At 66.9% G+C, this 26,234-nt stretch carries 28 protein-coding genes; 15 read left to right on the forward strand and 13 right to left on the reverse strand.

Features of this window, described 5'->3' with window-relative positions; all coding sequences use genetic code 11:
- Positions 1–4: 4 nt before the first annotated feature.
- Genes GM1_RS10815 through GM1_RS10825 form a run of 3 tightly spaced genes read right to left on the reverse strand, consistent with a single transcriptional unit; the run spans position 5 to position 3,478 of the window.
- Positions 5–1,504 carry a class I adenylate-forming enzyme family protein gene (locus GM1_RS10815; protein ID WP_040519931.1) on the reverse strand — a complete coding sequence of 500 codons (1,500 nt, stop codon included), beginning with the start codon at positions 1,502–1,504 and terminating at the stop codon, positions 5–7.
- Positions 1,505–1,509: 5 nt separating this feature from the next.
- Positions 1,510–2,637 carry a DUF5938 domain-containing protein gene (locus tag GM1_RS10820; protein ID WP_008378757.1) on the reverse strand — a complete coding sequence of 376 codons (1,128 nt, stop codon included), beginning with the start codon at positions 2,635–2,637 and terminating at the stop codon, positions 1,510–1,512.
- Positions 2,638–2,683: 46 nt separating this feature from the next.
- On the reverse strand, positions 2,684–3,478 hold the full coding sequence (locus tag GM1_RS10825) for an SDR family NAD(P)-dependent oxidoreductase (protein WP_008378759.1): 795 nt from the start codon (positions 3,476–3,478) through the stop codon (positions 2,684–2,686).
- 187 nt (positions 3,479–3,665) lie between these two features.
- Here GM1_RS10825 and GM1_RS10830 point away from each other — a divergent pair, with 187 nt between their 5' ends.
- Positions 3,666–4,322, forward strand: a complete 657-nt coding sequence (locus GM1_RS10830) for a TetR/AcrR family transcriptional regulator (RefSeq protein ID WP_052005379.1) — start codon at positions 3,666–3,668, stop codon at positions 4,320–4,322.
- Positions 4,323–4,343: 21 nt separating this feature from the next.
- Positions 4,344–5,027, forward strand: a complete 684-nt coding sequence (gene nucS, locus GM1_RS10835; protein ID WP_040519897.1) for an endonuclease NucS — start codon at positions 4,344–4,346, stop codon at positions 5,025–5,027.
- A gap of 12 nt (positions 5,028–5,039) precedes the next feature.
- Here nucS and GM1_RS10840 read toward each other — a convergent pair whose 3' ends face one another.
- Together GM1_RS10840 and mce are read right to left on the reverse strand one after the other, a co-directional pair.
- A complete protein-coding gene (locus tag GM1_RS10840) occupies positions 5,040–5,996 on the reverse strand; it encodes a hypothetical protein (RefSeq protein ID WP_008378765.1) in 957 nt (318 codons plus the stop codon).
- 82 nt (positions 5,997–6,078) lie between these two features.
- The gene (gene mce / locus GM1_RS10845) at positions 6,079–6,570 is read right to left on the reverse strand and encodes a methylmalonyl-CoA epimerase (RefSeq protein WP_008378767.1); all 492 of its coding nucleotides are present in this window, start codon (positions 6,568–6,570) and stop codon (positions 6,079–6,081) included.
- An 88-nt stretch (positions 6,571–6,658) separates the two neighbouring features.
- On the opposite strand from mce, the gene GM1_RS10850 reads away from it, so the two are divergent.
- Genes GM1_RS10850 through GM1_RS10860 form a run of 3 tightly spaced genes read left to right on the forward strand, consistent with a single transcriptional unit; the run spans position 6,659 to position 9,160 of the window.
- Positions 6,659–7,852, forward strand: coding sequence for an acetyl-CoA C-acetyltransferase (locus tag GM1_RS10850; RefSeq protein WP_008378768.1), 1,194 nt, complete (start codon positions 6,659–6,661; stop codon positions 7,850–7,852).
- A 7-nt stretch (positions 7,853–7,859) separates the two neighbouring features.
- Positions 7,860–8,279 carry a DUF3817 domain-containing protein gene (locus GM1_RS10855; protein WP_008378771.1) on the forward strand — a complete coding sequence of 140 codons (420 nt, stop codon included), beginning with the start codon at positions 7,860–7,862 and terminating at the stop codon, positions 8,277–8,279.
- Positions 8,276–9,160, forward strand: a complete 885-nt coding sequence (locus GM1_RS10860) for a tetratricopeptide repeat protein (protein WP_008378773.1) — start codon at positions 8,276–8,278, stop codon at positions 9,158–9,160. Before GM1_RS10855 ends, GM1_RS10860 begins: the two co-directional genes overlap by 4 nt.
- Before the next feature lie 126 nt (positions 9,161–9,286).
- Here GM1_RS10860 and glgB read toward each other — a convergent pair whose 3' ends face one another.
- The 4 genes from glgB to GM1_RS10880 are packed head-to-tail and all read right to left on the reverse strand — an operon-like array spanning position 9,287 to position 15,329.
- The gene (gene glgB / locus GM1_RS10865; RefSeq protein ID WP_008378774.1) at positions 9,287–11,374 is read right to left on the reverse strand and encodes a 1,4-alpha-glucan branching protein GlgB; all 2,088 of its coding nucleotides are present in this window, start codon (positions 11,372–11,374) and stop codon (positions 9,287–9,289) included.
- Between the two features lie 3 nt (positions 11,375–11,377).
- The gene (locus tag GM1_RS10870; RefSeq protein WP_008378775.1) at positions 11,378–13,384 is read right to left on the reverse strand and encodes an ATP-dependent DNA helicase; all 2,007 of its coding nucleotides are present in this window, start codon (positions 13,382–13,384) and stop codon (positions 11,378–11,380) included.
- A complete protein-coding gene (locus GM1_RS10875; RefSeq protein WP_008378777.1) occupies positions 13,381–13,986 on the reverse strand; it encodes an isochorismatase family protein in 606 nt (201 codons plus the stop codon). The genes GM1_RS10870 and GM1_RS10875 overlap by 4 nt, the downstream gene beginning before the upstream one ends.
- On the reverse strand, positions 13,986–15,329 hold the full coding sequence (locus tag GM1_RS10880; protein WP_040519900.1) for a nicotinate phosphoribosyltransferase: 1,344 nt from the start codon (positions 15,327–15,329) through the stop codon (positions 13,986–13,988). Before GM1_RS10880 ends, GM1_RS10875 begins: the two co-directional genes overlap by 1 nt.
- Here GM1_RS10880 and clpS point away from each other — a divergent pair.
- The 6 genes from clpS to murD are packed head-to-tail and all read left to right on the forward strand — an operon-like array spanning position 15,328 to position 20,672.
- Positions 15,328–15,630, forward strand: a complete 303-nt coding sequence (gene clpS, locus GM1_RS10885) for an ATP-dependent Clp protease adapter ClpS (protein WP_008378781.1) — start codon at positions 15,328–15,330, stop codon at positions 15,628–15,630. The genes GM1_RS10880 and clpS overlap by 2 nt on opposite strands.
- A 39-nt stretch (positions 15,631–15,669) precedes the next feature.
- Positions 15,670–16,281 carry an oxidative stress transcriptional regulator AosR gene (aosR, locus tag GM1_RS10890; protein ID WP_008378783.1) on the forward strand — a complete coding sequence of 204 codons (612 nt, stop codon included), beginning with the start codon at positions 15,670–15,672 and terminating at the stop codon, positions 16,279–16,281.
- The gene (locus tag GM1_RS10895) at positions 16,278–17,399 is read left to right on the forward strand and encodes a P1 family peptidase (RefSeq protein ID WP_008378784.1); all 1,122 of its coding nucleotides are present in this window, start codon (positions 16,278–16,280) and stop codon (positions 17,397–17,399) included. The genes aosR and GM1_RS10895 overlap by 4 nt, the downstream gene beginning before the upstream one ends.
- Positions 17,396–17,998 (forward strand): rhomboid family intramembrane serine protease, encoded by a 603-nt coding sequence (locus GM1_RS10900; RefSeq protein WP_008378785.1) that lies wholly within the window; start codon positions 17,396–17,398, stop codon positions 17,996–17,998. Before GM1_RS10895 ends, GM1_RS10900 begins: the two co-directional genes overlap by 4 nt.
- A gap of 3 nt (positions 17,999–18,001) precedes the next feature.
- A complete protein-coding gene (locus tag GM1_RS10905; protein WP_008378787.1) occupies positions 18,002–19,357 on the forward strand; it encodes a MurL-like N-terminal domain-containing in 1,356 nt (451 codons plus the stop codon).
- Complete coding sequence (murD, locus tag GM1_RS10910; protein WP_008378788.1) at positions 19,338–20,672, forward strand: UDP-N-acetylmuramoyl-L-alanine--D-glutamate ligase; 1,335 nt, start codon at positions 19,338–19,340, stop codon at positions 20,670–20,672. Before GM1_RS10905 ends, murD begins: the two co-directional genes overlap by 20 nt.
- On the opposite strand, the gene GM1_RS10915 is transcribed toward murD, so the two are convergent.
- Entirely contained in the window at positions 20,662–21,762 is a 1,101-nt protein-coding gene (locus GM1_RS10915; protein ID WP_223291337.1) for a GNAT family N-acetyltransferase, read from the reverse strand. The genes murD and GM1_RS10915 overlap by 11 nt on opposite strands.
- Before the next feature lie 272 nt (positions 21,763–22,034).
- Between GM1_RS10915 and GM1_RS10920 the strand changes: the two genes are divergently transcribed.
- From GM1_RS10920 to rdgB, 4 genes are all read left to right on the forward strand, one after another.
- A complete protein-coding gene (locus GM1_RS10920) occupies positions 22,035–22,808 on the forward strand; it encodes a cyclic nucleotide-degrading phosphodiesterase (RefSeq protein ID WP_008378792.1) in 774 nt (257 codons plus the stop codon).
- Between the two features lie 344 nt (positions 22,809–23,152).
- Positions 23,153–23,398 (forward strand): bacteriocin immunity protein, encoded by a 246-nt coding sequence (locus GM1_RS22300; protein ID WP_157435953.1) that lies wholly within the window; start codon positions 23,153–23,155, stop codon positions 23,396–23,398.
- Between the two features lie 28 nt (positions 23,399–23,426).
- Positions 23,427–24,182, forward strand: coding sequence for a ribonuclease PH (gene rph, locus GM1_RS10930; protein WP_008378795.1), 756 nt, complete (start codon positions 23,427–23,429; stop codon positions 24,180–24,182).
- Positions 24,179–24,805, forward strand: a complete 627-nt coding sequence (gene rdgB, locus GM1_RS10935) for an RdgB/HAM1 family non-canonical purine NTP pyrophosphatase (RefSeq protein ID WP_008378797.1) — start codon at positions 24,179–24,181, stop codon at positions 24,803–24,805. The genes rph and rdgB overlap by 4 nt, the downstream gene beginning before the upstream one ends.
- A gap of 22 nt (positions 24,806–24,827) precedes the next feature.
- Here rdgB and GM1_RS10940 read toward each other — a convergent pair whose 3' ends face one another.
- From GM1_RS10940 to GM1_RS10950, 3 genes are read right to left on the reverse strand one after another with little or no spacing between them, the layout of a single operon-like run.
- The gene (locus tag GM1_RS10940) at positions 24,828–25,184 is read right to left on the reverse strand and encodes a DUF3817 domain-containing protein (RefSeq protein WP_040519940.1); all 357 of its coding nucleotides are present in this window, start codon (positions 25,182–25,184) and stop codon (positions 24,828–24,830) included.
- Between the two features lie 43 nt (positions 25,185–25,227).
- Positions 25,228–25,632 carry a glucitol operon activator gene (locus tag GM1_RS10945; RefSeq protein ID WP_040519903.1) on the reverse strand — a complete coding sequence of 135 codons (405 nt, stop codon included), beginning with the start codon at positions 25,630–25,632 and terminating at the stop codon, positions 25,228–25,230.
- 37 nt (positions 25,633–25,669) lie between these two features.
- Positions 25,670–26,206, reverse strand: a complete 537-nt coding sequence (locus GM1_RS10950; protein WP_008378800.1) for a M15 family metallopeptidase — start codon at positions 26,204–26,206, stop codon at positions 25,670–25,672.
- Between the last annotated feature and the right edge of the window lie 28 nt (positions 26,207–26,234).

The raw sequence follows: 26,234 nt of genomic DNA on the forward strand, positions 1-26,234 counted from the left end.
CGTCCTACCGGGACGTTCGGCCAGGCGACGTGCGCTCGGCGTCCCGCCGACGCAATGTCGGTTTGTCGATCTTGCCCACTGGATTCTTCGGCAACTCGCTCAGTTCGATGATCTCGACGGGATTCTTGATCAGTGCGATTCGACGTCGAAGATCATTCGCGATCGTCTCGACATTCGACGCCGCTCCGGCTCGGAACGACACGTAGGCCACGGGCTCTTCGCCGAGGACGTCGTGGGGTCGCCCGATGACCGCTGCCTCGAACACACCGGGATCGTGGTAGATCTGCGCCTCGATCTCTTTCGGATAGATGTTCTCACCGCCGCGGATGATCATGTCCTTCACCCGGTCCACGAGCTGCAGGTAGCCGTCGTCGTCGATTCGGCCGACGTCTCCGGTCCGCAGCCATCCGTCGACGATCGTCTCCGCGGTGGCCTCCGGTCGATTCAGGTAGCCGGCCATCACCACGTCTCCCGCGATCACGACCTCACCCGACTCGCCAAGTGGGACGTCGTTGAGCTGGGCGTCCACGATTCGGATTCGTTGCCCGGGCAGCGGTGGACCGACCGTTCCGGGCTTGCGGACGCTGTCGAGCGGGTTGATCGCCGACGCCGTCGTCGTCTCCGACAGCCCGTATCCCTCGACGATCGGAATCCCGAACCGCCGCTCGAATCGTGCGATCAGATCGGCGGGCATCGGCGCCGCGCCGCAGATCCCGAAACGCACCGAGTCCGTCGCCGGGCGCACGTCGTCGGGGAGCGCCGTCAGCATCGCGTAGATGGCAGGCACGGCGGAGAAGTATGTCGGACGATGACGTTGTACGGCTGGGAAGAACTCGTCGGGCCGGAATCGGCCCGCGATCGTCGCGCGGCCGCCCGCACGCAGGGGAGTGAGGGTTCCGAGGACAACCCCGTTGGCGTGGAACAGCGGCAGGACCAGCAGACTGTGATCGTCGGCGGTGAACCGGAAATGCTCGATGAACGAAGCCGTCATCGCATCGATGTTGTGATGCGTGATCATGACACCCTTGGGCTTTCCCGTGGTGCCCGCCGTGTAGATGAGCAGTGCGACGTCGGTGCCGTCGACGTCCTCCTCCGGTGCGGCGGGTCCGGGTGCGGGCTCCAGCAACGCCGTGCATTCGACGGCGGTCATCAGGGAGGGCGCCTGTGCGCCCGGTTCGACGACGAGGACCCGCACGCCCGCGTCGGCGGTCTGGAACTCGACCTCGGGGACCGCGAGCGCGGGGTTGACCGGTGTAACCGCCGCACCCAGCCGCCATGCAGCGAACAACGCGACGACCAGCTCGACCCGATTGGTCAGCAGGAGTCCGACCACGTCACCGCGTCGGACTCCGGCTGCGGCGAGATGCGTGGCGGCCGTGGCCACGGCGTTCGAGAATCTCTCATTCGTCAGCTCGATCCGATCGTCGGCGAGGGCAGGTGCGCCGGGCGCATCCGCCGCCCGCGTCTGAGGCAGACGCGGGACGGCGAGACCTCCGGTGCTCATGTCGGTCACTGGTGCACCGTGACGATCGGCGGTGCGATGAATCCGAAGGAGCGGAGCACTCCCTCGAGTTCGCGGTGGCCGAAGGCTTGGCAGCCTGATGCCAGTCCGACTCGGCGCGGAGGCTGCTGCAGCAGACTGTAGGCGGCGTACGCCTGGAGAAGGCCCGTCTGCTGGTAGTTGCTGTTGCCGTGGATCACCACGTGCGCGCGGCCGAGTGGACCGGACGCGTGAACGGAGTCGAGGGATTTGTTGAGCCGCGGGTTCTCGCGCGGTGGCATCGAGTTCATCACCTGGGCGGCGACGGCGTCGAGGGCGGCGTCACGTTCGTCCGGGGTCATGTCCTTGGTGGCTTCGAGCGCATCCGCGACGATCACGGGCACGCCGTGCATCAGTGCGGCGTTGAACACGCCTCCCTGTGCCTTGCACGTCGAGACGCGCGGGTCGCGCTTGAACCAGACGGGATGCGAGGTACCGCCCCACGGAAGCGACTGGGCGAGTTCGTGCTGACCCGGAACCACCAGCGGGACCAGGCCCTGGGCGGGATCGAAGGGGACGTACTGGTTCTCTTCGAGGTGGTATGCCGAGCCGCCTGCCGCGTTGACCAAGATGGTTCGCGTGGAGGCGATCGTCGGACTTCCTCCCCAGAACACCGCGATGTCGAGGGTGTCCAGCCCCGGCGTCTCCAACGCGATCTGTGCCGCGATCTCGCCGGTCGTGTACATCTGTGCGATTCCGGGAGCGAGCAGAAGGCCGGCGGCTGCGTAGCGCTCGCCGAACGTCTCGTCGAGATGAATAATCCAGTCCTGCTCGCCGGTCGTGTCGGTGTAGTGCGCGCCGACAGCCAACGCTGCTTCGACGACCGGGTCGCCGAGCTTCATGAATGGGCCGACGGTGTTGAGGACGACCGAGCTCCCGCGGAACAGGTCGGTGAGCGCGTCGACGGTGTGCTCGACTGCGACCACCTCGTAGTCGGCGGTCTCGATGCCCGGCACATGTGAGTTCATCGATTCGTTGAGTGTGTCGGCGTTGCGTCCCGCAGCGGTGAACGGGACGTTGTACTGCCGCAGGAACTCGCACACGAGTCTGCCCGTGTATCCGGACGCTCCGTAGACGACGACTGGCTTGCTGGTCATGACTTCTCCTGGGTGAGTGGGATCGAGTGAATGGTCGGTGGTCGGGTCACATGCCCATGCCGCCGTCGACGGGGAGTCCGATCCCGTTGACGAAGCGCGAAGCGTCGGAGGCGAGGAAGACGACGGCGTCGGCCATGTCACGCACTTCGCCGAGCCGGCCGCTCGGAGTGAGTCCGACGACGGCTTCGACAGCCTCGTCGGCCGACCCGAACAGGCCGAGCTGGGCCATGTCGTTCGCGAGTCCGGCCCCCATCGCGGTGGGAACGAGCCCCGGGTAGATGCAGTTGACGCGGACGCCGTAGCCGAGCTTCCCCGATTCCATCGCGGCCACCCTGGTCAGTCGGTCGATGGCCGACTTGGTCGCGGAGTAGATCGAGATGCCGGGAAAGGCGATGGTGGCGGCCACCGACGCGACGTTGATGATCGTGCCGCCCTGTCCTGCCTGGCCGCCGGGCCGCATCGCCCGGAGCCCGTGCTTCACGCCGAGTGCGGTCCCGAGGACGTTGACGTCCAGTTGGCGGCGGATCTCGTCCGGGGTGATCTCGGTGATCAGGTTGCTGATCTCGATTCCGGCGTTGTTGACGACGACGTCGAGTCCGCCCAGCGTCTCCGTCGCGGACCTCACCGCGGAGACCCAGCTGTCCTCGTCGGTCACGTCGAGGTGGACCGATCCGTGGCCTTCGCCGAGTGCGGTTGCGACGCCCGCGGCGGCGGCGTCCTGCAGGTCGGCGATGACGACGTGAGCACCGGCGGCGGCCAGCGCCTGTGCCATTCCTTCGCCGAGTCCTTGAGCTCCGCCGGTGACGAGTGCGCGGCGGCCGGTGAGGTCGAGTGTGGTCATGAGGTCTCCTTGGTCGATGTCGAGCGGGATCGAACTCGTGGTGTGAGTCACACTAGCGAAATCTTGACGATCGTCAAGGAAAAATCGTGACAATCGTCAAGATTCTTGCTCCGGTCCGTCGAACACGCTTGCCTGTGCGGGTACTCTTGGTGGACTGTGCGATCCGAACGTCGGGAGAGGGGTGCTGATGACAGCCGAGACCATTGATCGTTCGGAGACCTCCGCGCCCGCGGAACGAGGTGTCGCCCGCAGGTCGTCGAAGGTTGCGGCCAAACGCGACGAGTTGGCGAGGGCTGCATTCCGCACGTTGTCCGAACTCGGATACGCGGGCACGAGCCTGCGGGAGATCGCTGCGAACTCCGAATACAGCCACGGAGTGCTGCACTACTACTTCGCGGACAAGCTCGAACTGATCTCGCACTGTGTCGCGCTCTACAAGCGCGAGTGTGTGGCCGCCTACGACGACATCCTCGACGACGTGACCGACGCCGACGTGCTGCGTCGGCGGTTCTCGGACCGACTGGTCACCACGATGACCGACGATCTGCCGACCCACAAACTCTGGTACGACCTGCGGATTCAAGCGATGTTCGAACCGTCGCTCCGCAACGGGGTGCGGGAGATCGACGCCGAGCTCGAAGCGATGATCTGGCGTGTCGTGTCCCGATGCGCCGCACTGTCGGGCACCACCCCGCTTCTCGACTCCGCGGGCGTCTACGCCGCGCTCGACGGGCCATTCGAGCGGGCGGTCCGAAGGCTCGCGATCGGCGACTCCGCAGCCGCCGCGGACCTCTCCGTGCAGCTCGACACGCTCCTCGCCGCGGTGGTTCCGGCGCAGTCGTAGGCGATCACTACACTGGCCGATGTGCGCCTAGTGATTGCCGAATGCAAGGTCGAATACGTCGGACGTCTCACCGCGTTCCTCCCGATGGCGAAGAGGTTGATCCTCTTCAAATCGGACGGTTCGGTCAGCATTCACGCTGACGACCGTGCATACAAGCCGCTGAACTGGATGACTCCGCCGTGCTGGACCACGGAAGAGTCTGCGCCGGAGGACTCCGACGCTCAGGCGGTGTGGGTGGTCACGAACAAGGCGGGTGAACAGCTTCGGATCACCGTCGCGTCGATCGATCACGACTCGTCGCACGAACTGGGATTGGACCCGGGGCTGGTGAAGGACGGCGTCGAGGCGCACCTCCAGGAACTGCTCGCTGAACACGTGACGACCCTCGGCGACGGCTACACGCTGATCCGCCGTGAGTACATGACGCCGATCGGTCCCGTCGATCTGCTCTGCCGCGACGCCGACGGTCAGACCGTGGCCGTTGAGATCAAGCGTCGTGGAGAGATCGACGGTGTGGAGCAGTTGACCCGCTACCTCGAACTGCTCAACCGTGACACCACGATCGCGCCGGTCGCCGGAGTCTTCGCGGCGCAGGTGATCAAACCGCAGGCCAAAACCCTCGCCAATGACCGCGGAATCCGATGCGTCACACTCGATTACGACCGTCTTCGCGGTACCGAGAGCACCGAGTTCCGGCTGTTCTGAATCAGTCCGCCGTCAGGCGGTAGCGGAGTCGGCGCCGTCCTTCGACGACGGGCCGTAGTGCTTCGCGTCGTAGTCGTCGTCGCTGTACTCGTCACTGATCGCGTCGAGGACGTCCGTGGCCTCCGCTGCTCGCGTATCGGTGCGCGACGGATCAGCGGAGACGAAGCGGTCACGGCCGTCGAGTGTGCGGTTGAGCAGCGTCAGGTCATCCGAGTCGTCGGCGTTCACGAGATCGAGTTCGTCACCCGACAGAGCCAGTGCGTCCGGCAGGTCGCCGAGATGCTGACGGAGTGCGCCCAGATGGTCGAGAATCTGGCGGTGCGCGTCGTGCGCGGCGCCTGCGATCTCGCGTGAACGGCCGAGCCTGTTCATCGCGATGTTGTGCGCGGCCCCGCGGAGTCGGGCGGCCTCGTCTTCTGCATCGGCGATGATCTGCGCTGCTCGCTCCTTCGCGTCGGCCTGAGCCTTCTCCGAGGCGATCCGGACAGTCTCGGCGTCCGCGTCGATGGCGGCTGCGCGCTCCTCGGCGTCGGTGATCAGCGTGTCGGCGTGGTCTTGTGCCAGTTCCCGAGTGCGAGCGGCATCGGTCGCCGCGCTGTCACGTTCGGCCTTCGCCTCCTGGCGGGCGACGCTGATGGTCTCCGCGGCCTCCTCGCGGGCGTTGGCACGCAGTTCCGCGGCTTCGTCGGTGGCCAGCTGAAGCATCCGGGACACTCGCTCGGTCATCCCTGCGACGGTCGTCGGCGGCACCGACAGCGTGTCGACGTCGCGCTGCAGACTGTGCACTTGGGCGCGGGCCTGTTCGAGGCGCTCGTGCAGTTGATCGGCGCTGGCGTGTGCCGAATCGCGGTCGGCGGCCATCATCTGCAGCTCGGCGTCGAGCCGACGGATGTGGTCGGTGACCTGGTCGCGGTCATAGCCGCGCATGACGATGGGGAACGGGCTCTGGCGCTGACCGGGTGCTGACATGCCAACAGTCTAGGGCCGCCGGACCCCGAAACGCCGGACCCCACGCGCTGTGTCGGATCCGGCGTCTGCTAAGGAGCGGCGCTCAGTGGGCGCTCGCGGCGGGCTCCACCAGTTCGAGCAGCACGCCGCCGGCATCCTTCGGGTGCACGAAGTTGATGCGGGAATCGGCTGTTCCGCGCTTGGGCTGCGGGTAGAGGAGGCGGACGCCCGCGGCGGTCAGGCGCTCGGAGACCGCGTCGAGATCGGTGACGCGGACCGCCATCTGCTGAAGGCCCGGTCCATTGCGATCGATGAACTTCGCGATCGTCGACTGGTCGTTGAGGGGCGCGAGCAACTGGATCAGCGCGCCGCCGCCTCCGCGCGGGCCGACCATGGCTTCGCGGACGCCCTGCTCCTCATTGATCTCCTCGTGCAGGTTCTCGAAACCGAAGTTGTCGAGGTACCACTTCGCCGACGCGTCGAGATCAGCGACGGCGATGCCGACGTGATCGATGCCGACGACGAGGTCGGAGACGGAGGCCAGGGCGCTTGCCGAGGTGTCGTTGTTCACAGGATCGGATGCGGAGTTGCTCATGTCCTAACGGTAGCGTGGAGACCGACTACCGCTGCTGCGCGCAGGGCACAAACGCGCCCGCGCGACCTTCAACAAGGAGTTGGCTCCAATGTCCGACAACACCACCGTCATCGTCTCCGGCGCTCGCACGCCGCTCGGTCGCCTGCAGGGATCCCTCAAGGACTTCTCCGGCGTCGACCTCGGCGCAGTCGCCGTGAAGGCGGCGCTTGAGCGCGGAAACGTCGACCCCGCAGTGGTCGACTACGTGATCATGGGCCAGGTCCTCACCGCCGGTGCAGGCCAGATGCCCGCGCGTCAGACGTCGGTCAAGGCGGGAATCGGATGGGACGTCCCGGCGCTGTCGATCAATAAGATGTGCCTGTCGGGCATCGACTCGATCGCTCTCGCCGATCAGTTGATCCGCGCAGGCGAGTTCGACGTCGTCGTCGCAGGCGGTCAGGAGTCGATGACTCAGGCCCCGCACGTTCTGCCCGGCAGCCGTGGCGGCTTCAAGTACGGCAACACCGAACTCGTCGATCACATGGCGTTCGACGGCCTGCACGACGCGTTCACCGATCAGCCGATGGGTCTGCTGACCGAGCAGGGCAACGACACCGACGGCTACACCCGTGAGCAGCAGGACGCGTTCGCCGCCGAGAGCCACCGCCGCGCCGCACAGGCCATCGCCAACGGCGTCTTCGACAACGAGATCGTCCCGGTCGAGATCCCGCAGCGCAAGGGCGAAGCGATCCAGTTCACGACCGACGAGGGCGTCCGCGCCGAGACCACCGTCGAATCGCTCGGACGTCTGCGCCCGGCGTTCCGCAAGGACGGCACCATCACCGCCGGTTCGGCATCGCAGATCTCCGACGGTGCATGCGCAGTGGTCGTGATGAGCAAGAGTAAGGCGCAGGAGCTCGGCCTCACCTGGCTCGCCGAGATCGGCGCCCACGGTGTCGTCGCGGGTCCGGACTCGTCGCTGCAACTGCAGCCGGCCAACGCCATCAAGAAGGCGTGCGAGAAGGAGGGCATCAGCCCGGCCGACTTGGACCTCGTCGAGATCAACGAAGCGTTCGCAGCTGTCGGTCTCGCCTCCACCGACGCACTCGGCGTCGACCCGGAGATCGTCAACGTGAACGGCGGCGCGATCGCGCTCGGCCACCCGATCGGCACGTCCGGCGCACGCATCACGCTTCACCTCGTACTCGAACTGGCACGTCGCGGCGGCGGCGTCGGCGCGGCCGCACTGTGTGGCGCAGGCGGCCAGGGCGACGCCCTGATCGTGCGCGTTCCGAAGGCGTGATCCGGCGATGAAAGACTTCTTCACACTCACCACGCCCGCAAGGGTGTTCCGGTTCGTCGCCGTCATCGAGGCGATCACCTGGGCCGCTCTACTCATCGGGATGGGCTTCAAGTACATCGGCGGGATCGACTCGGCGGTTCGGATCCCGGGAATGGCCCACGGCGGTGTGTTCGTCGTCTACTTGATCGTCACGGTGGTCGCGGCGTCGTCCCTGAAGTGGTGGACCGAGCGCCCGACTCTCAGCCTGCGGATCAAGGGCATCGGGGCGGATGTCAAAGTGCCGGTGATCCTGCTGGCCCTCACCGCGTCGATCCCGCCGTTCTTCACGGTGTGGTTCGAGGTGTGGGCACGCCGTAACGGTCACCTCGGTGAACTGTCCGCGGCTCCGGCCACGCCGGACGACGAGCGCGACAAGGTCTCGGCGTGACCGGTCCGATGGGCGCACGTCGGGGCGTCGGGGGAGCTGTCGACCTGTCGGCGCTGGCCGCACCCAAGCCCGAACCGACGCCGCCGCCCGCCGACGGCGGACCGTCGATCATCGAGGTCAGCGAGCCGACGTTCGAAGCGGACGTGATCGTCCGTTCCGAACGGGAACTGGTGCTGCTCCTGCTGTGGGCGCGATGGAGTGAGCCGAGCGTCCACCTCGGGCAGACGATGGAACAGCTCGCCGTCGCCGCGGGCGGTGCATGGACGTTGGCGCTGGTCGACGTCGACGCAGCGCCTCGCATTCCGCAGGCCTTCGGCGCGCAGAACGTGCCGATGGTGATCGCGATGTGGAATCAGCAGCCGGTGTCGGCGTTCGACGGCGCGAAGGAGCCCGCGGAGATCGCCGCGTGGATCCAGGACGTCGCCGCGCAGGCCGGCGTCCCGATGGCGTCCGCGGCCGCCGAGCCGGAACCTGCGGACGATCCGCGGATGGTCGCGGCGGAAGAACTTCTCAACGCGGGTGACACAGACGCCGCGCTTGCCGCGTACGAGGCGATCGCCACGACTGACGGACCGAAGTCGGAGGCCGCCTCGGCGGTCCGCAACATCAGATTCATGGTCCGCGCGCAGCAGCACGATCCGTCGATCATCTCTACTGCGGCGGCCGACGATGTGGACGGCCAACTCGCGGCCGCCGACGTTCTGCTCCTCGGGCAACGTCCCGAGCAGGCGTTCGACGCGCTGATCAACCTGGTCCGCCTCACGGACGGCGACGATCGCACCCGCGCCCGCACTCGGCTCCTCGAGTTGTTCGACCTGTTCGACCCCGCGGAACCGTTTGTCGTCGCAGCGCGCCGGAAGCTCGCCACCGCCCTGTACTGATTCGCCCCTCCTGCTCGTCGAGCGGCGCCCTTTCCTGCTGTTCTAGGCGGGGCCCTTCCCGCTTGCTGGGCGTCGCCGCCTCCCGCTCAACGAGCAGGGAGAGCGGCTCGCTCAACGAGCAGGAGGTCAGGAGGGAACGAGCCAGATCGAGGAGCGGGCGGGGAGAGTGATCGAGGCGCTGAAGGGACGGCCGTGGCTCGGTCGGGCCTCGGCGTCGACGGCGCCGAAGTTGCCGAGCCCGCGGCCCTGGTAGTCCAGCGCCCCGGAGTTGAGCACTTCGGCCCAGCGGCCGCCGCGCGGAAGGCCGATCCGGTAGTCCGGCAGGTCGGCGTCGGAGAAGTTGAACAGGCAGGCGACGAGACCGTCGCCTGCTGGGTCGCGTCGCACGAAGCCGATGACCTGGTTGCTCGTGTCGTTTGCGGTCAACACGTCGAGCCCGGTGGCGTCGCAGTCTCCCGCATAGAGCGCGGGAGTCTTTCGCAACAACCTGCCGAGGTCGCGGACGAGCGCTGTGACCCCTCGGTGCACCGGGCCGTCGTCGCCGTGCAGCAGATCCCAGTCGAGGCCGCGATGGTCGGACCACTCGTCGACCTGCGCGAATTCCTGACCCATGAACAGGAGCTTCTTCCCGGGATGCGCCCACTGATAGGCGAGCAGCGTTCGGACGTGATCCGCCCGTGTCCGCAGATCATCCCCGGGCATCCGGCTGACGAGGGTGCCTTTGCCGTGCACCATCTCGTCATGACTGAGTGGGAGCACGTAGCGTTCCCTGCTCGCCTCCGACAACGATGCGGCGAGCGATAGGACGCCGTCGCCGGTCGGCGCGGCGAAGTGGCCGAGGGTGGTGTGCATCCAGCCGAGGTCCCATTTGAAGTCGAACCCGAGACCTCCGTCTTCGGTGCGCGTGGTGACGCCCGGCCACGCGGTCGACTCCTCGGCGATCATCATCACGCCCGGGTGACGGTCGTGCACGAGATCGGTGAGGTCAGACAGGAAGTCGACGGCCTCCTCGTTCCGGTGGCTTCCGTCGGCCGCAGGCCGCCAATGGCCTTCGCCGCGCGAGTAGTCGCGGTATAGCATCGCGGCGACCGCGTCCACCCGCAGACCGTCGACGTGGAACTCGCGGCACCAGTAGTCCGCGCTCGCGAGCAGGAACGCGCGGACCTCGTCGCGCCCGAGGTTGAACGCGTACGTGCCCCAGTCGGGTTGGTCGCGGCGCAGGGGATCGGCGTGCTCGTACAGCGGGGTGCCGTCGAACTCGCCGAGCGCAAAGGTGTCCTTCGGGAAATGGGCGGGCACCCAGTCGAGGATCACGCCGAGTCCGCGCGAATGCAGATGATCAACGAGGAACCGCAGGTCGTCGGGTTCGCCGAAGCGAGCGGTCGGAGCGAAGAACGAGCCGACCTGGTAGCCCCACGACGGACCGTACGGATGCTCGGTGACCGGCAGGAGCTGTACGTGTGTGATGTTCAGGTCCGTCAGGTGATCGGCGAGCAGGCGGGCCGCGAGTCGGTAGTCGAGGCCCCGGCGCCACGACCCCAGATGGACCTCATACGCGCTGAACGGAACGCGGCCGTGGTCTTCGACGACTCGGTCACCGAGCCAGGTCGCATCGCTCCACTCGAACTCGCTCGGCGCGGTGACGATCGATGCGGTCTCCGGTGGGCGCTGGGTGCGGTGGGCGAGTGGATCGGCTTTGTCTCGGGTGAGGCCGTCGGCTCCGACGACCCGGTACTTGTACCTGTCGCCGATGCGGGCGCCCGGGACGAAGACCTCCCAGACGCCGTCGCGCAACACCATCGGGAAGCTGCCCGCACCCCATGAATCGAAGTCGCCGAACACGGTCACACCGCGGGCGTTCGGCGCCCACACCGCAAAATGCACACCGTCGTCGACGGGGAACGATCCGAGCAGGTCGACGAGGAACCCCGCTCCCAGCCGAATGTCGCGGCGGTCGTCGTCGGTCAGACGCGATGGGACGCGGTAGGGGTCGTGAACGGTCTGCACGTGGTCGCCGTAGCGCACCTGCATCGTCGAGTCGCCGGTGCTCGTGCCCTCCAGGAGCGGGCCGCGAATCCGACGCATCTCCGCACCGTCGATCCACGCCTGGTCTGCGCCGGGAAGGAGTGCGCGCAGCACGCCGTCGTGCCGCCCGAGGAGTGCGTCGGGGCGCGGATGAGTTCCGGCGAGCAGGCGATCGATCGGGTCGCGCATCGGTCAGCTCGACGCCAGGCGCCGCAGAGCCGCGACAACGGGCTTCGGATCGCGGGTGCGCCAGAACGGCGGCAGGCCGGCCATCAGATAGCCGCCGTATCGAGCTGTCGCGAGACGGGAGTCGAGGACGGCGACGACACCCTTGTCCGACGTGGATCGCAGCAGCCGGCCCGCGCCCTGGGCGAGCAGAAGCGCCGCGTGGTTGGCCGAGACGGTGAGGAAGCCGTTTCCGCCGCGCGCGTCGACGTCGCGCTGCCGCGCCGACAGCAGTGGATCGTCGGGGCGGGGGAACGGGATCCGGTCGATCATCACCAGTCGCAGTGACGAACCGGGGACGTCGACGCCCTGCCAGAGCGACAGCGTGCCGAACAGACACGTCCGTTCGTCGTCGGCGAACTTCTTGATGAGCGTCGACGTCGCGTCGTCGCCCTGGCACAGGATCGGGAAGTCCATTCGATCGCGGAGCTTCTCGGTGGCCTCCTTGGCTGCTCGCATCGAGGAGAACAAGCCGAGTGTGCGTCCACCTGCGGCTTCCATCAGGCCGACCATCTCGTCGAGGGTCTTCGGGGAGAGCCCGTCGCGTCCGGGCGGGGGGAGGTGCCCGGCCACGTACAGGATCGCGGCCTTGGGGTAGTCGAACGGCGAACCCGCATCCATTCCACGCCAACCCGCGCCCTCCACAGCGGTGCTGTCCGGTGAGCCGCCCTGAGGGGGAAGTCCCCACGTACGAGCGAGTGCGTCGAAGTTGCCGCCGATCGTCAGCGTGGCCGACGTCAGTATCACCGTCGAATCGGTGAACAGCGACGTCCGCAGGAGCCCGGCGACCGACAGCGGCGCGATCCGGAGCACGTGACGGGTGTTGTTCCGGAAGTCGTCGACCGACTTCCACACCACGTCGTATCGCTTGGTGATGTCCTTCTCGCCGAACATCGTGAGGACACGGACCACGGCGTCGTGCATGGAGTCGGCGGACGACATCGCCATCTGGCGGGCGGCGGCCGCTTCCGGGTCGGCGCCGGCCGATCCCTGCTTGGCGGGTCCGATGCTGCTCCGAGCGTTCCAGAGGCGGTCCCGCAACGATGCGAGTATCTCGCCGGCGCCGTTCGGAAGCCGCACCCATTCGCCCGCGGGGGAGTCCTCGAGCAGGATGCCGAGCTGTTCGCCCGCACCGACGAGGGCATCGGCGGTCTCGTCGTCGATGAGCTTCCCGCAGCGTCGCGCGACCTGTGCGACTCCTGCGGCAGAGATCTCCTCGGTGGTGACCGAGGTGATGCGGTCGACGAGTTCGTGCGCTTCGTCGATCACCACCACCTTGTGCTCGGGGAGGATCGTCGCCGGGCTCATGGCGTCGATCGCCAACATCGCGTGGTTGGTGACGATGACGTCCGACGCGCCGGCTTTGCGGCGGGCGATCTCGGCGAAGCAGTCTTCGCTGTACGGGCAGTTGTTGGCGCCGAGGCACTCTCGAGAGGAGACGCTGACCTGTCGCCACGACTGATCGCTCACGCCCTGTGGGAGATCGTCGCGGTCACCGGTCTCGGTGTCGGAGACCCATTCGCGCAGGCGGGTCACCTCGCGCCCGGTCCGGGACAGCTCGAACGCGTCGAACAACTCCGTGTCGGGTTCCTCCGCGACACCCGAATGGATCTTGTTCAGGCAGAGGTAGTTCGCCCGGCCCTTGAGGATCGCGAAGGTGGGCTCGCGGCCGATGGGCTTCGCCAACGCCTTCGACAACCGGGGGAGGTCCCGTTCGGTGAGCTGGCGCTGCAGGGCGATCGTCGCGGTGGACACCACAACGGTGTCGTTGCTCTCGACCGCGTGCCGGATCGACGGCACGAGGTAGGCGAGTGATTTACCGGTACCGGTTCCGGCCTGGACGGCGAGGTGCACGTCGTCGTCGATGGCAGCGGCGACGGCAGTGGCCATCGCCAGCTGCCCCTCGCGCCGACTGCCTCCGAGTTCGGTGACCGCGTGGTCGAGGAGTTCGGGAACGGCGGGGATGTCGGTCACTGGGCGTCGGGCGTCGAACTGTCGGCGGGAGCACCGGTGTACAACAGGTCGCCGGAGAGCTCGACGCCGAGCTCACGCATCTGCGTGAACGCGGACTCGGTCGTGGCCTCGGCGACGGCTGCGGTGTACGGGAGCAGCACTCGCGTGCGCAGTCCCGCTTTCACTGCGTCGACGGCCGTCGCCCGGACACAGTGATCGGTCGCGATGCCGACCACGTCGACCTCGGTGACGCCGTGGTCGGCGAGCCATTCCGCGAGCGACGTGCCGTCGGCGTCGGAGCCTTCGAAACCCGAGTATGCGGCGCTGTACGCGCCCTTGTCGAAGACCGCCGCGAACGGTTCGGTGTCGAGCGTCGGGTGGAATCCGACGCCGTCGGTGCGGGCCCGGCAATGCGGAGGCCAGGAGTCGACGTAGTCGGGGTCGTCGGAGAAGTGGTCACCCGGATCGATGTGGTAGTCGCGGGTGGCGACGACGGTGCTGTAGTCGTCGGTGATCGTGTTGATCGACCCGGCGACGGCCGCTCCGCCGCGAACCGCGAGTGCGCCGCCCTCGCAGAAGTCGTTCTGCACGTCGACGACGATCAATGCGCGGTTGTCGGTCATCACTTCTCCGGTCGGGTCACGTATCGGGTGGGGACCGCAGGGTCGCCGTGGCTCAGGCCGAGGCCCTCCCATGGAAGCGACACGAGGCCACGAGCGAGGTGATCCCGCGCGTCGACCAGCGTGGGCAGACCCTCGACGACACGACCTTCGCGCACCAGCGGGATCTGCAGGTCCCGAACGTCCAGATTACCCGCGTCGACGAGATCGGCGGCGGCCACGTCCGTGCCGCCGGTCACGACGATCTCCTCGACGATGGTCCCGGTGTCGCGGGCTGCACGGATTGCGCGCTTGGCGCCGCCGTGGCTCTCCTTGTGACTGGCTCGCTTGGCGACCGGGACGCCGTCGACCTCGACGAGCTTGTAGACCATGCCCGCAGTCGGTGCGCCGCTGCCGGTGACGAGCGAAGTCCCGACGCCGTAGGTGTCGACGGGTTCCGCGCGCAGCGACGCGATCGCGTACTCGTCGAGATCACCGGAGACGACGATCTTCGTGTCGGGTGCGCCGAGCCCGTCCAACTGCGCTCGGACCTGACGTGCGAGGACACCGAGATCGCCGGAGTCGATGCGGACGCCGCCCAACTCGGGGCCGGCGACGGCGACGGCGTTCGAGACACCCGTCGTGATGTCGTAAGTGTCGACGAGCAGGGTGGTCCCGACGCCGAGCGCGTCGATCTGCGCAGCGAATGCGGCCTTCTCGTCAGTGCCCGCGTGGGTGGAGAACAAGAGGGTGAAAGCGTGCGCGGCGGTGCCTGCACTGGGGACGCCGTAGGTGCGTGCGGCCTCGAGGTTCGACGTCGCGGTGACGCCCGCGATGTACGCGGCTCGCGCCGATGAGACCGCCGACCGTTCGTGGGTGCGTCGACCGCCCATCTCGATGATCGGTCGACCGGCGGCCGCGCTCACCATTCGAGCGGCGGCCGAGGCGATGGCGCTGTCGTGATTGAGGATCGACAGGATCATCGTCTCCAGGATCACGGCGTCTGCGAAGCCGCCGCGCACCGTCATGATCGGCGACCCGGGGAAGTAGAGCTCACCTTCCCGGTAGCCGTCGATCTCGCCGGTGAAGCGGTAGTCGGCGAGCCAGGCGAGAGTCTGCTCGTCGACGATGCCGTCGAGCGCGGCGATCTCGTCGTCACCGAAGCGGAAGTCGGCGAGCGCGTCGAGCACCCGCCCGGTGCCCGCGACGACGCCGTAGCGACGTCCGTCGGGCAGTCGGCGCGCGAATACCTCGAACACGCAGGGACGATCCGCTGTCCCGGCGCGCAGGGCGGCCGAGATCATGGTCAGTTCGTACTGGTCGGTGAGAAGCGCTGTAGCGGTCACGTTCGCTACCCTATTACTCATGGTGCGCGATGACGTGACGCCGGGCACGAGCACCGGTACGGCGGTAGCCGAACCCGAGGTCGTGACCGACAGGCCGTGGGTCACGGTGGTCTGGGACGATCCCGTCAATCTCATGAACTATGTCGCTTACGTCTTCCAGAAGCTGTTCGGGTACTCCGAGGTCAAGGCGCGTGAGCTGATGATGCAGGTGCACAACGAAGGCAAGGCCGTCGTGTCGTCGGGCGATCGCACCAAGGTCGAGGGTGACGTGCAGAAACTCCAGGCCGCAGGCCTGTGGGCGACCATGCAGCACGACAAATGACGGCTTGCGGCACGAGGAGCTCGGTATGAGGACTGCGGTATGAGAACTTGGCGGCGCACCGGATCCGGTGCCGACGTGCGGATCTGCTCGAACCTCGAGAGCTACGAGTGCCAACTCCTCGCATCGATGGTCGAGTCGATCGCGGAGATACTCACCGAGCGAGGCGACTCCGCGCCTCGCGACGAACTGTCGGCCCTCACCGGCATCACAACCGGACACACCACAGCGCCGCAAGACGTCACCCTCGGGCGCCTCCTGCCCGATTTTCACCGGCCGGATCAGGAGCCGGAGCTCACGGCCGCGTCGTTGGCCTCCGATCTCAACGGCGGTCTCCGCAGCGTCAACGAACCGAAGATCATCGACGCGAAACTCGAGGCGGCGGCCACCGTCCTCGACACGCTGCCGCCGGGCGGCGGCGACATCCGGCTCACCGAGGGCGAAGCCGACCGGTGGCTCGCCGCACTCACCGACGTGCGACTGGCGCTCGGCGCGATGCTCGGGATCGACGAACAGCCGATGCGCCTGGCGCCGGATCATCCCCAGGCGGCGCACCGCGACGTGTACGACTGGCTGTCCGTCGTCCAAGGACTGCTCGTCGAGGCACTGATGGCCGATGAGTGGACCGAGTCGGACTGGGAGACCGGCGAATGATCGCTGCGACCGGTGGCACGATCTCGGACGTCGCAGGCGTCACGGTGGGACATGCGCACCGGATCGACGACGAGGTGGTCGTCGCGACCCTGACCGAACCCGGAGTCGGATGGGCGACGGGCACCACCGTCGTGCGTGTCCCCGACGGTTCGACGACCGCGGTCGACGTGCGCGGAGGTGGCCCCGGAACTCGGGAGACGGACCTGCTGGAGCCGGGCAACAGCGTCCGCGGCGCACACGCGATCGTTCTCACCGGCGGCAGCGCCTACGGACTCGCAGCGGCCGACGGCGTGATGCTCGGACTGGAGGCCGACGGCGTGGGTCTGCCGATGGACCTGCAGGGCCACGTGGTTCCGATCGTTCCGGGAGCGGTGATCTTCGATCTGCCGGTCGGACGATGGGACAACAGACCCGACGCCGACTTCGGACGCCGAGCGCTCGCCGCCGCGACCCGCGACGTCGAGGTCGGTTCCGTCGGTGCGGGTGCGGGAGCACGAGCCGGTGCACTCAAGGGTGGAGTCGGGACGGCGTCGTTGACGCTGGCCGACGGACCAGCCCGCGGACTGACGGTCGGCGCTCTTGTGGTCGCGAATCCCGTCGGCCAGGTGATCGATCCGGCAACCGGCCTCCCGTGGGGCTCGGACGACCTCGCTTGGCACGGGCTCACGACGCCCACGGCGGGGGAGATCACCGGACTTCGAGAACTGTCTGCGAAAGGAACAGTCTTGAACACCACGATCGGTGTGGTCGCGACGGACGCCGCGTTGCCGGTCGCGGCGCTGCGACGTCTCGCGATGTCCGGACACGACGGTCTCGCTCGCGCGGTCCGGCCGGCCCACTCGCCGTTGGACGGTGACACCCTCTTCGCCGTCGCGACCGGAGGGACCCCGGTGGACGCCGATGCCGCGGTGCCCATCCCGCCGGGCATGGAACCCGACACCGCCGTCGTCGCCGCGTTGAGCGAGGCGTCCGCGGTCGTCGTTCAACGCGCCATCGTCTCGGCCGTCGTCAACGCGACGTCGGTCGCGGGGATCCCCGCCTATCGCGACGCCGTGCCGTCCGCGTTCGTGGCGCCGGGCCGCGACTCCGGTTCATCGAACGGAGTCGAGACGGAATGATCCCCGACACGACGAGGCCAGCGAAGCCGGACGCCCCCTGGGGCCGGTGGTTGTCGGCGGTGATCGCCGTCGCCGTGATGGCCGCGGTGCTGTTCGCGATCGAACTGATCGACACCGTGATGGACGGCCGGCTCGATGCGCACGGCATCGTTCCACGCAGTTGGTCGGGCCTGCTTGGCATTCTCTGGGCGCCGTTCCTGCACGCCGACTTCGCACATCTTGTCGGCAATCTCCTGCCGGGCGTTGTGCTCGGGTTCTTCGTGGTGCTGTCCGGACACGCGGTCGCCGTGACCGCCGTCATCTGGGTGACGTCCGGGCTGGGAGTGTGGCTGATCTCGCCGTCCGACTCGGTGACGATCGGCGCGTCGGGAATCGTCTTCGGTTGGTTGACGTTCCTGATCGTGCGCGGTGCGTTCAACCGCGACGTGTGGCAGGTGCTCGGCGGGATCGTTGTGCTGTTCATCTACGGCGGCATTCTGTGGGGAGCGTTGCCGGGCACCGCGGGCGTCTCCTGGCAGGGGCATCTTTTCGGAGCGATCGGCGGCGTGCTCGCGGCGTCCGTGACCTCCGTCTCCGCTGGTCACCGTGATAGAATCTGATTTATGGGTGTGACAACTGAATTCAATCCGGCTGACTATCGGAGGCTTCTGATCAGGGAATGCCAGATTGAAGGACGAGTTGTTTCTGCGCGATATTCGCTCATCGGATCGAATGGTGCCGACGACGTCGAATTCGCCGAGACTTTCGATTTCGGCGGCATCGATTCGACTGTGGCCTTCGATCCTCGTCTCCTCCGTCTGCTGGCACTGACTGCCGGAGTCAGTTACTACAAGGCGTCGGCACCGGAGACGGTGTCGATCGACTTCCCGATCACCGAGTCGGAGGCGGCGTATGTGGCCGCGGTGATCCGCGGCGGTCTCGGCGAGTTCGCGTTCGAGAATCAGTTGCCCGACGCGCTCACCCCGATGCTCGACTACCGGCTCGGCGGCGACGTTGAGATCGCAGCCGCGGAGTCGGCGTGGACCCTCGACGCGGAGCCGCTCGTCGCCGTCGGCGGCGGCAAAGACTCCGTCGTGTCGATCGAGGCGCTCAAGGCCGCTGGCCGGACGCCGACGCTGTTCAGCGTGAACAGGTATCAGCCGATCGAGGACTGCATCGCGGTGAGCGGACTGTCGTCGGTGCACGTGCTGCGCAAGATAGACCGCACGCTCATCGAACTCAACGGCGCGGGCGCCTACAACGGGCATATCCCGGTGACGGCGATCAACAGTGTTATCGCGCTGATCGCCGCAGATGTGGCGGGCCTGGGGTCAGTGGTGATGTCGAACGAGCAGTCGGCCGACATCGAGAACCTCAGCTGGCACGGTTTCGAGATCAATCACCAGTGGTCCAAGAGCCGCGAGTACGAGAACCTGCTTCGGTCAATGCTGGCCGATTACGGGATGGATCCGGCTCGGTACTTCTCCCTGCTGCGAGGCCTGCCCGAATCCGACATCGCCGACCTGTTCCGTGGCTGCACCGCGTATTTCGATGTGTTCGTCAGCTGTAACAGGTCGTTCGCGTTGGACGAGAGCCGCCGTCGTTCGCGGTGGTGCGGCGAATGCCCCAAGTGCCTGTTCGTGTTCGTCCTGTTGGCGCCGCGGATCGGGCGCGACCGACTGTGCGCGATCTTCGCGCAGAACGTCCTCGACAATGACCAGAACACAGAGCTGTTCCTGGAACTGGCCGGCCTCACTGCTCACAAGCCGTTCGAGTGCGTCGGCGACTACTCGGAGGTCGCGGAGGCGTTCGTCGATCTGATGGACGATTCCGAATGGTCGGACGACGCGGTGGTGCGGCGGATGGCCGACGATCGGACACGACTGATGGCGAGCGCGGCCAACCGGGTGCCGGTCGCCGAGTCGGAGAACATTCCCGCCCCGTACGCAGGTGTGCTCGGTGCTCTCGTATCGCGCTGACCTGCAGGGCCGCCGCGTCGGCGTGTGGGGGCTGCGCGTGGAGGGGCTGGCCGTGGTCAGAGCGGCCGTGGAGTCGGGTGCCACCAGCGTTGTCGGGGTCGACTCGTCGACGGTGACGCGTCCGGCCGAGCTGCCCGCCGACATCGTGGAGTTCCATGCGGGTGACGACGCGCTGTCACGGTTCTTCGACTGCGACGTCGTGTTCCTCAGTCCGGGCATCCCATGGCGTCACGACGTGGCCGTCGCGCTTCGTGAGTCGGCTGGCGTGACGGTGTCGTCGGCCACCGACCTCTTCCTGTCCGTGGCGGGAGCGCAGACCGTAGGCGTCACGGGGACCAAGGGCAAGAGCACGACGTCGTCGTTCCTCGCGCACCTGCTGACGGTTGTCGGCGCGCGAGCGACTGTCGCGGGCAACATCGGGATTCCGCTCGTGCAATTGGAGCCTGCCGACGACGAGATCGTGGTGGCAGAGATGTCGAGCCAGCAGTGCGCGGTCCTGCGGCATTCGCCCCAGGTCGCCGTCGTCACGAATCTGGGGGAGGACCACCTCGACTGGCATGGCGACGTCGACGAGTACGTGCGCGCGAAGTCTCGAATCTTCGAGTCAGGCAGTGACGTCCTGATCTGTGAATCGCGTGCTCTGGCCCGGTTGCGCGAGCTCAGTGCCACTGCCGTCGACGTGCCCGACGTCGTGCTCAGTGAGGACGCGGCGGCTGATCGTTGGCCGACGGTCGGAATCGATGCGAATTCGCCGATGTCGCACCCGCACAATCGGGTGAACGGTCTGCTGGCGTTGCTGGCCGCGGAGTGGGTGTTGGGCCGGTCGATCGGCGATGACGAACTGCTCGCCGCGATGAACACGTTCGGTGCGTTGCCGCACCGTCTCGAAGTGGTTCGCCAGACGGCCGGTCGGACGTGGGTGGACGACACTCTCGCCACCACTGCCGACAGTGTCGTCGCCGCGATGCGCGCGTTGCGATCCGCAGGTCCGACGGCGGTGATCGTCGGGGGGCTCGACCGCGGTATCGACTACACGGCAGTCGACGACTATTTGGCGGAGCACCCCGGCGACGTACATCTCGTACAGATCCCGTCCAACGGACATCGGATCGGTGAGCGGTATGCAGCGGAGCACCACGACTTCGTGTCGCGTGCGGACAGCCTCGCCGATGCTGTCGCCGTCGCTGCGCGGCTGCCGGTGTCGAGCGTTGTGTTGTCGCCTGCGGCACCGAGTTACGACATGTATCGGAGCTACAAGGCGAAGGCCGCAGACTTCGTCGAGTGCATCGACGCTCTGGGCGCTGTCATCGAGTGACGAGCGCCTTCGCGTAGATTGTCCGCTCGCCGTACGACGTTTGGGTCTTGCCCATGTACTTGTAGCCGAGGGTCTCGAACAGGCGTCGGCTCGGGACGTTGTCGGGGTGGATTGTCGCCCGGATCTCGCGCTTGCGGCGGAGGCGGGCTTCCTGTTCCAGGCGGAACGCAAGACTGTGGCTGAGGCCGTTCCGCTTGTGAGCGGGGTGCGTGATGATCAGTTTGAAGTTGACGGAAGCGAGCATCTCGGCCGGGTCGTCCGTCGTGTAGCGGCGGATGCTCTCGTGCCCAGTCTGGCCGTCGTAGAGGATCGCGATCGACACGAGCTCGCCGTCTTTTCGCCAGCCGACCACCTTGTGCAAGGTGTGACCCGATTCGGTGCCGCCGCCGTCAAGGCAGAGGTGGAGCATGTCGTCGTCGTTCGTGCGGAGCCACGGTGACGATCCGAGTTCCTGCAGGGTCGCGCGCTGAAGTTCGCGAACTTCGTCGAGATCGTCGACGGTGAGCTCGACGCGGACGTAGCCTGCCTGCTCGGCAGTCGCCTCGGCGTAGGTGACGTAGCCGGGCGGGGTCGGCTTGCCGTTGGTGACGATGTGATCCACCCATTCTGTGACGAGGTCTCGGATATTCTTGAACGACTCTGGATTCTTCAGAATTGTCGCACGCAGGATCGCCGGATGACCGATGGCGCGGAAGAATCGGTTTCGAAAGAGATCGTCGGTGAGCGAGAAGTCGAGGGCCCCCCGCTGGTGCAGCAGGTGCAGCGTCTCGAAGAAGGTGAGATAGTTACTCATCGCGAAACGGTCCGTCGCGGTGATCTCCTCCTCGAGGAGGATCTTCTTCCAGAGCGCGCCGATCTCGGGATCGGATGTGAAGCTCGTTTGAAGGTCGCGAATGAACTCGGCTTGCGCGATTTGCTTGGTCAGGCGGACCTCGTAGAGGACCATGAGTGCGCCGACCGTACCGCCGACTGCGATGAACACGCCGAAACCTGCGGGCCAGATGAAGTTGACGCCGATGAGAAGCGCAAGGAACAGGATGGCTACGACGATGAGGAACGTCTGCTGCCGACGCCGTTTGCGGTGTTTCACGCCGTTCACGATAGCCCAGTCGTTGACGAGATTCGCGGCGGTTGGCAAGGGCGTCGCAGTTGGTCGTTCATCGAGTGGCATGCTGCCCTAACGCCTTGTTGCGCAGTGGATTTCATACTTCTTTAGGTCTGAATCGCGAACGCTGCAGGTGGAGCGAGTGTTGTATCTCGATGTTGTGTGACCCGTCCCATAAATGGACGGCGGTGAATTCGTCAGTCACGCGGCGGCCGTTCGACTCTTGATTCGCGACAGTGCGTGGCAGAGTGGTGCCCATGCGATTGACGGTGCTCGGGTGCTCAGGGAGTGTGAACGGCCCCGGTGCTGCCTGTTCGGGATACCTCGTGCAGGCCGACGGCCACCCGCCCGTGTTGATCGATTGTGGACACGGCGTCTTCGGCGAACTTCTCCAGCACGCGAACCCCAACCACGTGGCTGTCCTGCTGAGTCATCTGCACGCGGACCACTGCATGGACCTCCCGGCGATGCTCGTGTGGCGTCGATGGGCGCCCGAGAGTGCGACCGAGCGCTCCTTCCTGTTCGGGCCGGAGGGGACCGCACTGCGAATCGGGGCCGGCTCCAGCGAGTACCCCGGCGAGATCGACGACATCTCCGACACCTACGACGTCCGGGAGTGGCAGGACCGAGTGGCGGTCGACGTGCACGGCCTCCACATCGAGCCGTTCAAGGTCAATCACCCTCCCGCCACATTCGGTCTGCGGATCACCGGGCCCGACGGTGAGGTCCTCGCGTACAGCGGCGACACCGGCGTCTGCGACGAGGTGGTCGAACTGGCGCGCGACGCCGACCTCTTCCTCTGTGAGGCGTCGTGGACACACGACCCCGACGTCCGACCGGAGGGGCTGCACTTGTCGGGCGTGGAAGCCGGGCAGGTCGCGGCGGACGCCGCCGTCCGGTCCCTCGCGCTTACTCACGTGGTCCCGTGGACCGACTCCGACGCCATCCTCGACGAGGCGTCCGGCGCGTACGCCGGCCCCCTCCAACTCGTTCACCAAGGTCAGATCATCGAGGTCCGCAAACCCGTCTGACGCGTGCAGCCCCTTCCTGCTCCTTGAGCCGTCGAGGAGCGCAGCGACGAGGCGTGTCGAAACGTCGCGAGCCGTTCGGACGTCGACGCAGATGCATGGGCGTCGCTGTATCGAACGGAGTCCCGTCCGTTCGATCGACCGTCACCTTCACTGCGATGCGTCCGGTGGACCTGGTCCGCTCCCGCGGCACTACTCGTTCCCGCGCTTCGTCCCGCCGAAGCGCGGGAACGGAAACTGCCGCGGGAACGCGCGGCGCTGTCGTCGCACGCCAGCGCGTGATCGAGGAATCGCTCAGACACGGCGGCCGCGCATGGACCGCATCAATCGGCGATAACCTGCACTACATGGACGAGCTTTCATCCACCGTGGGTCCCTTCGGCATGACCCGCGACGAGCTGATCGAGTTGGTTCGTGAGGCGATGGATCCTGAATCGGCCGCCGACGACCATGCCGCGGACGCGATCATGCAACGCATCTGCGACGCGGTGTCCGACCCGCAGATCAGCGATTACATGTGGTGGAGTCCGACATCGTTGACGCCTGAGCTGATCGTCGACAAAGCTCTGTCGTACCGGCCGCTCGCCTTCTGAGTCGCCGCCGAGCGATAGAGTGGGCAGCGTGAGCACACGAGCAGACGGCAGGGCCGACAACGAACTTCGACCCATCAAGTTCACCCGCGGATTCACCTCGCACCCGGCGGGTTCGGTCCTGGTGGAATTCGGCAACACACGAGTGATGTGCACGGCGTCCGTGAACGAAGGGGTGCCGTCGTGGCGCCGGGGTTCGGGACTGGGCTGGCTGACGGCGGAGTACTCGATGCTCCCGGCGGCCACGCACGAGCGCAACAAGCGTGAGTCGGTCCGGGGCAAGATCGGCGGCCGCACACACGAGATCAGCCGCCTCGTCGGACGGTCCCTGCGGGCGTGCATCGACCTCGCGGCCCTCGGTGAGAACACGATCGCCATCGACTGCGACGTTCTCCAGGCGGACGGCGGCACCCGGACCGCAGCCATCACAGGCGCATACGTCGCACTCGCCGACGCCGTCACCTGGCTCGGCGCGGCCGGCAAGCTCAACGACCCGCAGCCGCTGTCCTGCGTCATCGCGGCGATCAGCGTCGGCGTGGTCGACGGCCGCGTTCGGCTGGACCTTCCCTACGAAGAGGATTCGCGCGCGGAGATCGACATGAACGTCGTCGCCACCGACGCTGGAACCCTCGTAGAGGTCCAGGGCACCGGCGAAGGCGCGACGTTCCCGCGACGCACCCTCGACGCGATGCTCGACGTCGCAGAAGCGGGCATCGCACAGATCGTCGACGCGCAGCGCGCCGTCCTCGCAGAGCCGTATCCCGGCGATCTGCCGACCGCCAAGTGACCGGTCGAATCCTCCTCGCCTCCGGCAACGCGAAGAAGCTCAAGGAACTTCGTCGCGTTGTCGAGGCGGCAGGCATCTCCGGGCTCACCGTGGTGGGCCTCGGCGACTTCGAGGCGTACCCGGAACCTGTCGAGAACGGGGCGTCGTTCGAGGAGAACGCGCTGATCAAGGCGCGTGAGGCGGTGGCGCGGACGGGACTGCCGTCGCTCGCCGACGACTCGGGAATCTGCGTCGACGCGTTGAACGGAATGCCCGGCATCCTGTCGGCGCGTTGGTCCGGCGGCTTGGTGTCAGGGAGTTCCGTCGACGAGGGCAACAACGATCTGCTCCTCGCCCAGCTGAGCGACGTGCCGGAGGATCGACGCGGGGCCGCGTTCGTGTCCGTGTGTGCGCTCGTCATGCCCGACGGCGCCGAGACCGTCGTGCGAGGGGAGTGGCGTGGGGCGATCATCGCGCAGCGCCGCGGCGGTGAGGGATTCGGCTACGATCCGCTGTTCGTACCCGACGACGCCGCTGCGGGCGGCCGCACGTCGGCTGAACTGGCGCCCGACGAGAAGGACGCGCTCAGCCACCGCGGCAAGGCCCTCGTGCAGCTCGTTCCGCTGCTGCGGGCCCTGGCCTGATCAGGACAGGGTCGAACTGCGCCTACGCGAGGTTGAATTCCGACTTCACTTCGCGGGTGCGGATGTGCTCGAAGTAGAACGACAGGAACGGGATGGTTCCGGCGATGGCGGTCAGCGCCAGCTTGGGCAGGGGCCAGCGAGCCTTGATGCTCAAGTCGACCGTGAAGATCAGGTACACGAAGTAGATCCAGCCGTGAGCGATGCCGACCCAGCCGTAACCGTCGACGTCGAAGCCGTACTTGGCGACCATCTCGGCGACCAGAGCCAGCAGCCAGATACCGGTGATCCAGGCGAGGACGCGGTAGCGGACGAGGGCGCCGTGCACGCGCTTCTGAGTGGCGGCAGACTCGGCCTTGGGCATGGACTCGGCCTTGGACATGTCGGTCACAGATGTTCCTTCGGTGCAGATCAGACAGTGCAGATCAGCGGACGTCGTCGCCGCGATCATTGAGTTCGGAGAGATACCGGTTGTAGTCGGCGAGACCGTCGTCGGGTTCGTCGAAGACCGCGATGTGCGGATCACCTGCCGTCGGACGCGCAGGTAGGACGCCATCGGGGATCTCGGTGGGCCCCCGACGCTCGGCGGCGGTGTGAACAGCGTCCGGATCGGACTCCATCACGACGAACCGGCGATACGCGTACACGACGGCGATGGCGAACGCAGGCCACTGCAGTGCATAGCCGAGGTTCTGGAAGCTGCCCGATGACGATTCGAACCGGCCCCACTGCCACCATGCAAGCGCCAGGCAGGCTCCCGCGGCGACCACCACGAGTGCGATCAACGCAGGTCGGTGTCGCTTCGGGTGGGATGCTGCAGTGTCGGCCACGACCTCTACGGTACCTGGCCGGTCAGAGCGACCGGGGTCACAGCGCACTCGCATCGGGCAGGAGGTCTGGGCAGCCGTCGTCGGCCACGAGTTCGTAGTGCCAGAGCTCATTCGCGAAGATCTGGCACAACCCGTAGTCGGATCCGTTGCGCGACATCCAATCCATCGCGTCGGTGGGACCGACGTCGACCGCTTCGCCGGTCACGTGCTTCGACTTGTCGGGGGAGGCGACGAACCGGGACGCTGCGTCTTCGGAACCGTACGTCCCGACCGCATCCGCGAACAACGACTGCTGGAAGTCCCTCGACCTCCAACCCGAGGTGATGCGGATGTCGATGTTCTGCGATCGTGCGTCGGCGACGGCACGACGCAGCGCATCCAACAGATCCGGATCCAGTCGAGTTATCGCGGCCGACGACGAGTCGACGGTGACGCCTTCGTCGGGCAGCGACCCGTTGTCGGACGTGTCGACGAGCGAGCGGGAGACGTCGCCGATGCGGCAGGCGGTCGAGACGAGTATGAGCGACACGGAGACGACGGCGACGGCGAGGAGGCGAACAATTCTGGTGGTCATGCACCCAGAATCGGCGGCGGATGTCCCG

Origin of the sequence: Gordonia malaquae NBRC 108250 (genome assembly GCF_000344135.1) — a bacterium.
In the GTDB taxonomy this organism is placed as follows: domain Bacteria; phylum Actinomycetota; class Actinomycetes; order Mycobacteriales; family Mycobacteriaceae; genus Gordonia; species Gordonia malaquae.